The organism is [Flexibacter] sp. ATCC 35208 (assembly GCF_001975825.1).
Lineage (GTDB): Bacteria > Bacteroidota > Bacteroidia > Chitinophagales > Chitinophagaceae > Chitinophaga.
On the sequence record NZ_MTKN01000121.1, the window covers coordinates 1 to 8593 of the forward strand.

The 8593-nt window shown below is 41.8% G+C and carries 11 protein-coding genes; 4 read left to right on the forward strand and 7 right to left on the reverse strand.

The window, feature by feature from the left end:
• Positions 1 to 390 precede the first annotated feature (390 nt).
• Together map and BW716_RS33730 are read right to left on the reverse strand one after the other, a co-directional pair.
• Complete coding sequence (gene map, locus BW716_RS33725) at positions 391 to 1155, reverse strand: type I methionyl aminopeptidase (RefSeq protein ID WP_083730457.1); 765 nt, start codon at positions 1153 to 1155, stop codon at positions 391 to 393.
• A 5-nt stretch (positions 1156 to 1160) separates the two neighbouring features.
• Entirely contained in the window at positions 1161 to 1388 is a 228-nt protein-coding gene (locus BW716_RS33730; protein ID WP_083730458.1) for a GyrI-like domain-containing protein, read from the reverse strand.
• Positions 1389 to 1682: 294 nt separating this feature from the next.
• On the opposite strand from BW716_RS33730, the gene BW716_RS33735 reads away from it, so the two are divergent.
• The 4 genes from BW716_RS33735 (at position 1683) to BW716_RS33750 (ending at position 3413) form a co-directional block, all read left to right on the forward strand.
• The gene (locus tag BW716_RS33735) at positions 1683 to 2096 is read left to right on the forward strand and encodes a hypothetical protein (protein WP_083730459.1); all 414 of its coding nucleotides are present in this window, start codon (positions 1683 to 1685) and stop codon (positions 2094 to 2096) included.
• Positions 2086 to 2460 carry a hypothetical protein gene (locus BW716_RS33740; protein ID WP_143709196.1) on the forward strand — a complete coding sequence of 125 codons (375 nt, stop codon included), beginning with the start codon at positions 2086 to 2088 and terminating at the stop codon, positions 2458 to 2460. Before BW716_RS33735 ends, BW716_RS33740 begins: the two co-directional genes overlap by 11 nt.
• Before the next feature lie 166 nt (positions 2461 to 2626).
• Positions 2627 to 2857: a hypothetical protein gene (locus tag BW716_RS33745; RefSeq protein ID WP_083730461.1), complete on the forward strand. Its 231-nt coding sequence runs from the start codon at positions 2627 to 2629 to the stop codon at positions 2855 to 2857.
• The gene (locus BW716_RS33750; RefSeq protein WP_083730462.1) at positions 2847 to 3413 is read left to right on the forward strand and encodes a bifunctional 2-polyprenyl-6-hydroxyphenol methylase/3-demethylubiquinol 3-O-methyltransferase UbiG; all 567 of its coding nucleotides are present in this window, start codon (positions 2847 to 2849) and stop codon (positions 3411 to 3413) included. The genes BW716_RS33745 and BW716_RS33750 overlap by 11 nt, the downstream gene beginning before the upstream one ends.
• A gap of 283 nt (positions 3414 to 3696) precedes the next feature.
• Here BW716_RS33750 and BW716_RS33755 read toward each other — a convergent pair whose 3' ends face one another.
• From BW716_RS33755 to BW716_RS33775, 5 genes are all read right to left on the reverse strand, one after another.
• Positions 3697 to 4266 (reverse strand): Crp/Fnr family transcriptional regulator, encoded by a 570-nt coding sequence (locus tag BW716_RS33755; protein ID WP_083730463.1) that lies wholly within the window; start codon positions 4264 to 4266, stop codon positions 3697 to 3699.
• A 6-nt stretch (positions 4267 to 4272) separates the two neighbouring features.
• Positions 4273 to 5073, reverse strand: coding sequence for an oxidoreductase (locus tag BW716_RS33760; protein ID WP_083730464.1), 801 nt, complete (start codon positions 5071 to 5073; stop codon positions 4273 to 4275).
• A 322-nt stretch (positions 5074 to 5395) separates the two neighbouring features.
• On the reverse strand, positions 5396 to 5812 hold the full coding sequence (locus BW716_RS33765) for a nuclear transport factor 2 family protein (RefSeq protein ID WP_083730465.1): 417 nt from the start codon (positions 5810 to 5812) through the stop codon (positions 5396 to 5398).
• Positions 5813 to 5828: 16 nt separating this feature from the next.
• Positions 5829 to 6833 carry an NADP-dependent oxidoreductase gene (locus tag BW716_RS33770; RefSeq protein WP_235644008.1) on the reverse strand — a complete coding sequence of 335 codons (1005 nt, stop codon included), beginning with the start codon at positions 6831 to 6833 and terminating at the stop codon, positions 5829 to 5831.
• Between the two features lie 504 nt (positions 6834 to 7337).
• Positions 7338 to 8228, reverse strand: a complete 891-nt coding sequence (locus tag BW716_RS33775) for an AraC family transcriptional regulator (protein ID WP_083730466.1) — start codon at positions 8226 to 8228, stop codon at positions 7338 to 7340.
• Positions 8229 to 8593 lie beyond the last annotated feature (365 nt).

Below are 8593 nucleotides of genomic sequence, written 5' to 3' on the forward strand. Positions count from 1 at the left end.
CTATTTTTTCATTGTCAGCTTAGTAGGCGGTATGGCGATAAGTTGGATAATACTATTTCTTCTTTAACAGCAGTGAATGCCGGGCGAGCCATTGCCACCTGTGACCAGTACTTGTGCTGATTATTGCATAGTATGTGATTTAGTGACGCAAAGCTACAGGAGAGAGGGGGACTTGTTGGTGTGATAGATCCAAAATTACTGGTATGAGAGGGCCCCAAATGAAAAGCCTTCAGATCGGGTGAGCTGAAGGCTTTGAAAAATCTTAATTCAAGATCCTTATTCAAAATCCTTATTCCTGATTTCTAATTTAATCTCCTGATCTTTATTTCAATCTCCTGAATCCAGATTCCTGATACAGAATAGAGAAACCAGAAACCAGATTCCAGATTCCTAATTCAATATCCCATTCATCTCCGTCAATATTAACGGCTGTCCATCGGTCACCACAATCGTATGCTCATGCTGCGCCATAAATCCACCTCTTTCACCTACCATTGTCCATCCATCATTCAACTCAGTCGCATAAGATGAATTGGTAGAAATAAACGTTTCAATTGCCACCACTGAATTCTTCTTAAATCGTCTCTTATCCCCTTTATTTCTATAACAAAGCAGCTCACCCGGCTCTTCATGCAACCATCTGCCAATCCCATGCCCACCAAGGTTTTTAATCACTTTATACCCTCTCTTCTTTGCCTCCGTCTCTATCAGCAAACCAATATCCGCTATTTTCACACCACCTCTGATCGTATTCAACGCCTTCCGTAAAATATCTTTCGATGCATCCACCAATTTCTGATGTTGATGCACATCTTCTCCAATTACAAATGATCCGCCATTATCCGCCCAAAAACCATTCAGCTCTGCAGAAACATCAATATTGATCAAATCACCATCTTTTAAAATTCTCTTTTCTGAAGGAATACCATGGCAAAACTCATTATCCACACTAATGCAAGTCCAACCCGGGAATCCATAGGTTAAATAAGGCGCTGATTTAGCACCAAAGTCCGCCAGGATCTTCGCCCCATATTCATCCAGCTCTTTTGTACTCATGCCTGGTTTGGCATAGTTTGTCATTTCCTTCAATGTGTATGCAACAGCTTCACTCGCTTTTTGCATGCCGAATAATTCGGATTCTTTTGTTATTGACATACCTTTTATTTTGTCGCTATATAGATATCAACTTCTGAATTGTCACCCTGTTGAGATTTCTCACCATAGACTTCAAAATCATAGCTGTATTTCCTGTTCAGTTCCGCATCTCTCTGCCAGATGTTCATCCAGCAATTGCCTACCGCAGCCGGCATCGCACCTTTTGCTGTGAATTTCTGAAACTGTTCCGGTTGAAATTCACGACCGGTCAATACTTGGGGGATTTCATCCAGGGTAGTTTATCTTCTAGACATTAGCCATAAAAACCTATATATAATCCGGGTTTATTAAATTGATAATCAGGTTATTATAGAATTTGTTTGAACTTACGTGAAAAAAAGAAGAGTCCCTGAGATGATAGATTTTTATTTTGCGAAAAAAAACAAATAAATCTGGGACTCATAGGCGAAGATAAAATAAGAGATTGGATAATACCACATTTAAGTAAGGGAAACGAGGCTTTGCACCCAGCATATGTTTAATAAAAGTGGTTCAGTTAATCTTAAAGCGGATGAAACAGGCTGTCAATGGAGGGAACTAGTAATGAATTTAACTGGATACTCAGAGGGCCTGAAGCTTCTATCTATCCTATCTGGACCATCATAACGAATGTAATAACCGGAGGAGCATCTGGATTCTCAATCAATGTTGGAGGAGCTACGTACCTTGGGCCAGTAAGTGAAATTAACCGAAGCATTGTAGAAACGAAGTTTAGGGAAGGTGGAGTTGGTACTTACGTATCCGTTCCTTTTGCTGAAGGGCTCAGCGCAACTGGGGGCTATACGCCAGGAGCAAATGGTGCTCCTGGAATCATCTCAGGAAGTCTTAGCTTTGATCCGCTAGCAGGTGAGATTGGGGATGTACCCGTTCCTAAATATGGTGTAAGTTTTAGTAATACATATAAAGTAAAAGATTTCAAACCTGAATCAAATGAGAAATAACAGCATAAAGCAATGGCTTTCTTTATTGGTCATTGCTACCATGTCGATCGCCTGTTTCGGCTATGAAAAAGCCGTCAGGGAATTTAAGGAGTTTAATAGTGCCTCCCTCGATGGGAAAGTGATCTTCCTGGATGGCACTAATGGCTATTACCACTTTAAATTGGACAACGATCCGAAAAAATATGGCTGTAGACCTGTTTCAGCAGACAATTTTGGAATATCCTTTGATGAGGTTGCATTGGGCAATAATCTAAAAAAAATGCCTCATGCAGATACTTTAATTGTTATCGAAAAAGGCTACACTTATAAATACGTCTTTAAGATATTTGAAGACCAGGAAAAAAATAAATCGGGTTGGAAGTAAGGGATTATTTCCCTTACTATCCTCTCACACCACTGTACGTGCAGTTCGGCATACCGCGGTTCATTAAACATAAACAGTTTTAGGGGCTACTTGAAATTGCGGTGAAGTGGATGGTGGAGAATCCTATGCCGGTAAAACTTCCAGTTGTCGAATATGAAAGATAAATATGTTCTCATTTTTCAAAAAAAGCAAAGTAAATATTCAATCTGTCAGAATTCCTAACTTTGGATGGGAGAAGATCAGAGATGAAGAAGGAATTATCCTGTGGATCAATCCTGAAGAAACAATTGCGATATCTGTTCACTTTTTATCGCAGGTGAGACACTATATTAATCTGATTGAAAAAGAGGTGAAATGGGATACAGAAATAGATAAATTGGAAACATTTGAAAGATAAATCAAATGGCTATGATAATATAGCCGAATTATATGCCCGGCACAGGACTACCACAGGCTCGGCTACGGTCCGGGCCTGGGCGCAGTCGTTTGCCAAAGGCGCTGTAATACTTGATTTGGGGTGCGGCACTGGCATTCCGGTTACGAAAATATTGCTGGAAGCAGGATTGAAGGTGTATGCAGTGGATGCATCAGCTAAAATGGTAGCGGCTTTTCAGGATAACTTTCCGGATGTACCTGTAGAATGTGAGTCGGTAGAGGAGTCACAGTTTTTAAATTTTAAGTATGATGGCATTATCTCTATTGGCGTGATATTTTTATTGGAAGAAGCTGCACAACGATCACTCATTGCAAAGATGGCAGCGGCGTTACATGCTGATGGGAAGTTGTTATTTACTGCACCTTTGCAAAAGGTAGCCTGGCAGGATGTAATGACTGCGCAAACCTCAAGGTCTTTAGGTGCAGAAGAATACAAAAAGCTGCTGTTGGCAGCCGGCTTATCCGGTGTGGAAGAGTTTGAGGATGAGGGCGGAAATCATTATTTTAGTGGTATATGAAAATTGATAACCCAGCCTTCAACTATGACAATTTAAATCACTGGAACAAGGTGATGAGCAGCTACTGGATAGTCATAGAGATAGGGAGAAGAGCTAGCGGATATTTCTTCTTTTGAGAAGGTTATCTTTAAATCACTGGAACAAGGTGATGAGCAGCTACTGGACGGCCATATAGACAGGGAAAAGTGTTAGCGGATATTTCTTCTTTTGAGAAGGTTATCTTTAAATCACTGGAACAAGGAGATAAGCACCTACTGGACGGCCATAGAGACAGGGAGAAGAGCTAGCGGATATTTCTCCTTATCCTGCTAAGTGATGATTGAGTTATACCTAAATAAGAGGCTAAATAGGATAGTGGTATTCTATTGGCCATTGTAGGAAAGTTTCTCAAAAACATCAGGTAGCGTTCGGTGGCATCTTCTGCCATCATCGGACTGATCCTGTTTACTTTTTCCGCCAGTCCTTTTGCTGTTATTTTGGCAATGATCGCATCCCAGCTGATGATGGTCATAGACAATTCTTCCATGGCAGTTTTAGATAGGACCACATATTCACAATCGGTGATGGCCTGTATATACTCAGTAGAAGGAATACCCTGGTTATAACTGTTTATATCGGCGATAAAGTTATTTTCGTCAAGGAAGTATTTCGTAATCTCATCGCCTTTGTTGTTGTAGTAGCAAACCCGCATAATTCCGTCCAGCAGGAAGATGATTTCACGGGGTATTCTACCCGCTTCGTGATAATATTCATCTTTTGGGGTTGTTTTTATCACGGCTTTGCTTGTAATCATCTCAATCTGCTGTTGATTGAGATGACCGAAATGTAATAGGTAATTGATCAGTTGTTCCATGTGTAGTTATTTCATTTGACTCATCAGCATTTTGTCAAACAATTTATCAGGCAATATTTTTCTCATGAACAGCATGGGTTTTGCCATTGCACCACCAATATACCTTGTTTTTGGATGTGTTGCTTCAATTCCTTTTTTAATCAGTTTGGCGATCACGACTGCTTCTACTGAGTTCTTTTCCATATCATCGTACATCTTCAGCAGGCTATTCGCCAGACCTTTATATGCTGTATTTCCGGAAACGCGCATCAGTTCTTTGCCACCAATCCCCGTCATTTCAGATTTGGTACCACCTGGTTCAATGACAATGACATCGATACCAAATTGTCTGACCTCATTACGAAGGCAATCGCTCATCCCTTCTATGGCAAATTTACTGGCATGGTACCATACGCCCATTGGTAATCCGACTTTACCACCTACAGAAGAGATGTTGACGATCTTTCCGTACTTGTTTTTCCGCATGTTAGGTAGTACCAGTTGAATTAATCTTGCTACACTAAAGAGGTTGATTTCCATCTGGTTTTTCGCTTCTGACAAAGGTACGTCTTCCAGTGCACCGTAGGAGCCCAGGCCTGCGCTGTTAATGAGGATATCAATATTACCGGTTTGTGCTACACAAGCAACGATACTTTCGTCTTTTGTCACATCCAGCGTAATTGGTTTGATACCATATACCTGCAGGGCCTGGAGCATTTCCATACGACGTGCAGCGCCATATACATTGTAGCCGTTTTGTGCCAGATAAATAGCGGTTGCTTTACCAATTCCGGAGCTGGCCCCGGTGACCAATACTGTTTTCGACATCGTTTTTAATTTTATGATGCGAAGGTAGACTGGCTGGAATTGGGATTATTTGCCATTTGGCAAAAAAGGTAAAATGGCTGTTGTTAGAGTTAGAATGCCTTTTTAAAGAGTTCGAATGACTATTGTAAATGTTAAGATGGTTTTTTTAGAGTTAGAATGGCTTTTTTAAAAAGTTAGAATAGCTATTTTTTTAAAACTAAAATGACCATTTTAAACGTAAAGATGGCTTTATTAGATTTCGAAAGCCTTTTTAAAGATTTCGAATGACTATTGTAAACGTTAAGGCGGCTTTTTTAGCGTTCGAATGGCTTTTTTAAAAAGGTTAGAATGCCTGTTTTCCCTGCCATTCAAATATGCCTATTCGTTTAGCAATCAGCCATTGGTTATTCCCGAAGATGTAATTGTCGTAATAAATGGCGCCGATAGTCGTCTTCACTTTCGCACCAATTAATGTAATCTGGCAATAACATGTTCCGGTAGCGGTATCGCCATCTATAATTACCTTTTGCTGCCCATTGAAATGGTAGATCGTGTCGAAGTCTTTAAGGAAATTGATAAAAGCGGCTTCCATCTCTTTCCGGCCTTTCAGTTTTAAAATAGGAACGCCTTCTATAAATGTCTCTGATATTGCATCGTCAGTAAATAGCTGCACCTGTGCGTGAACATCTTTTTTATCTCCCAGTATGGAAAGGGTATCGACCAGTTCCCGCAGGGCAAGCTTGTCTGCTAATTCCTTCATATTTATACCTGTAGTTTTATTTGACAGTCAGCACGATCTTACCCTGAATATGTCCATTGGCAGCCCGTTCATGTGCTTTTTGCGCATCAGCGAGGGGAAAGGTGCTATCGATAGCGACATTTATCGTCCCTGCGGCCAGCAAACGACCGAATTCTTCCAGCTGAGTGCCATTTGAACGTACCTGGGTAGAAGAAACTATGATCCCTCGTTGTGCAGCTTCCTCCGCATCAGAGAAGCCTAAGAACACAGGGAATAAAGCACCGCCACGTTTTATTGTTTTTAAGAAACGACCAGTATGCGGACCGCCAAGGGTATCGAGCACTAGATCAAGATCCTGCACCACGGCTTCAGGCGCCTGTTTGGTATAGTCAATAAATTCATCGGCACCTATCGAGTGTAGGAATGCTTCATGTTTGCCGGAAGCCACCGCGATGACATGCGCCCCTTTCCATTTGGCCAGTTGTACAGCCAGATGTCCAACACCGCCGGCTGCGCCATTTACGAGTACTTTTTTGCCATTGAGGGGGACTGGATGGTGTTTATGTGCCTGAAGTGGATTCTTTACATCATGGCCCAGTTCAATGAGGAATTGCCATGCTGTCAATCCAGCCATCGGTGCAGCTGCCGCATGAATATGATCAATACCCGCAGGTTTGTGTGCAAAGTCAGAAGCCGGTGCAGCTACAAATTCCGCATAAGCAGCGCTTTCGCCCACACTGGGAAAGCGAACCATGCTAAATACTTCATCGCCTGCAGAAAACCCCTGTACACCTTTGCCAACAGCGGCAACTACACCAGAAACATCCGTACCCGGAATAATAGGGAAGGGGATATTGGGTCTCCATTCCGGAGGTAGCATTTTATAACCTTCGCGCAGGTACCAGTCTGGTGGATTGATGCCGATGGCATGCACGCGAACGAGGAGCTGACCATCCTTCAATTCCGGCATAGGTGCATCTTCGTAACGCAATACTTCCGGTCCTCCGTAAGCATGTAGGCGGATTGCTTTCATTTGTTCCATATAAGATTTGTTTATGGGCATGGGAATTCCATATAGGTACCCGCCGCCCTTTAGTTAAAAGATTTTGAATACGAGAGATATTCATTTACAGGCATGGTATCCCAAATAGGTACCCGCCCTTTAGTGAAAAGATTTTGAATACGAGAGATATTCATTTTACAGGCATGGTATCCCCAATAGGTACCTTCCCTTTAGTTAAAAGATTTTGAATACGAGAGATATTCATTTTACAGGCATGGTATCCCAAATAGGTACCTTCCCTTTAGTGAAAAGATTTTGAATACGAGAGATATTCATTTATAGGCATGCGTATCCATATATGTACCTGCCTTTTAGTTAAAAGATTTTGAATACGAGAGATATTCATTTACAGGCATGGTATCCCACATATGTACCCGCCTTTTAGTGAAAAGATTTTCAAAAAACGTTTGAAGCGGGATTAATTTGCAGGCATAGCAATCCCCTATAGGTACCCGCCCTATTGAAATCGGATGCCATTATCTGTTAGTTAAAAGACTTCCTAAAAACGTTTGGAGAGAGATTCGTATGCCGCTTAAACAACTTATTAAAAGACTGCGGATGCTCAAAACCAAGTTGATACGCAATTTCAGCCACCGTCTGCCTGGTAGTGCTCAACGCCACTTTGGCTTTTTCAATAAGCCGGTCATGTATATGTTGCTGCGCACTTTGGCCGGTAAGTGTCCGCAACATATCAGTGAGATACCTTGCAGATACCTGTAGCTGTGCCGCCACCTCAGGAACCGTTGGAATACCTCCCTGCGGGTCTGTAAACCGGCTTTCCAGGTATTTATTCATCTCTGTGATCAGATCATGATGAATGGCCTTTCGGGTCAGGAATTGCCTGTTATAAAAGCGATTACTGTAATTCAGTAATAATTCAATCTGAGAAACCAATACATCCTGGCTAAAGGCATCCGTATTATTATCCAGCTCATCCGCAATATTCTCAAATATTCCACCGATCACTTTCTTCTCTTTGTCTGACAAAAAGAGCGCCTCATTCACCGCATAAGAGAAAAATCCATATTGCTGAATGCGCTGTCCCAGAGCATAATTCCGGATCAGGTCCGCGTGAAAAAGCAGGAGATAACCATCCAGGCAACCGACTTCGCCAGACATGGTCACTACCTGGTTCGGGGCTAAAAAGGCCATGCCGCCTTCTGAAAAGTCATACCAGGCCTGTCCATACCGCATCTGACCGCTAAAATCTTTCTTAAATGCAATCTTGTAGAAGTCAATCATGAACCTTTTTCCGGTGAAATTGCCACTGATCTGATCCTTGTCATAATTGACCAGGGCCACCAGCGGATGGAGCGGTTTAGGCATATCCATATCCCGCATAAATTCGGAGATACTTTTATAAATGATTGTCATGGTACAAAGGTGAGGAAAGCTGGCAAATAAAAATTAGCCTATCTGGTAAAAAGTGTAGCCTGTAAATAAATGGGTATTTATTTGCATTTGTGGCCTGTGTGGACGCATGTTGCTACTGTACCCATTGTGTTGGGCAACTAAGATCTTTATTACAGGTAATGGGCCTTGCGAAATCATGACCTATGGGTTCTGTAAGGAGGTTCTGCAAGGAAGAAAAAACATTAGTGGTGGCTACCGGTTGCGAACTGGTCATCTGGAAAAGAGAAAAGGGATGTATCAAAAATAAATGAACCTCCCTGGAACTGCATAAATGGAAACCTGGCTCCATCAGGTATCTGAATTAATAGAGCGTGTATCTTTTTTTG

Bases quoted from the DNA above. Each gene is read 5' to 3' on its own strand.
- BW716_RS33755 (WP_083730463.1), bottom strand. From the start codon at position 4,266: ATGGAACAACTGATCAATTACCTATTACATTTCGGTCATCTCAATCAA.
- BW716_RS33745 (WP_083730461.1), top strand. From the start codon at position 2,627: ATGTTCTCATTTTTCAAAAAAAGCAAAGTAAATATTCAATCTGTCAGA.
- BW716_RS33775 (WP_083730466.1), bottom strand. From the start codon at position 8,228: ATGACAATCATTTATAAAAGTATCTCCGAATTTATGCGGGATATGGAT.
- BW716_RS33735 (WP_083730459.1), top strand. From the start codon at position 1,683: ATGGAGGGAACTAGTAATGAATTTAACTGGATACTCAGAGGGCCTGAA.
- BW716_RS33765 (WP_083730465.1), bottom strand. From the start codon at position 5,812: ATGAAGGAATTAGCAGACAAGCTTGCCCTGCGGGAACTGGTCGATACC.
- BW716_RS33770 (WP_235644008.1), bottom strand. From the start codon at position 6,833: ATGGAACAAATGAAAGCAATCCGCCTACATGCTTACGGAGGACCGGAA.
- BW716_RS33760 (WP_083730464.1), bottom strand. From the start codon at position 5,073: ATGTCGAAAACAGTATTGGTCACCGGGGCCAGCTCCGGAATTGGTAAA.
- BW716_RS33740 (WP_143709196.1), top strand. From the start codon at position 2,086: ATGAGAAATAACAGCATAAAGCAATGGCTTTCTTTATTGGTCATTGCT.
- map (WP_083730457.1), bottom strand. From the start codon at position 1,155: ATGTCAATAACAAAAGAATCCGAATTATTCGGCATGCAAAAAGCGAGT.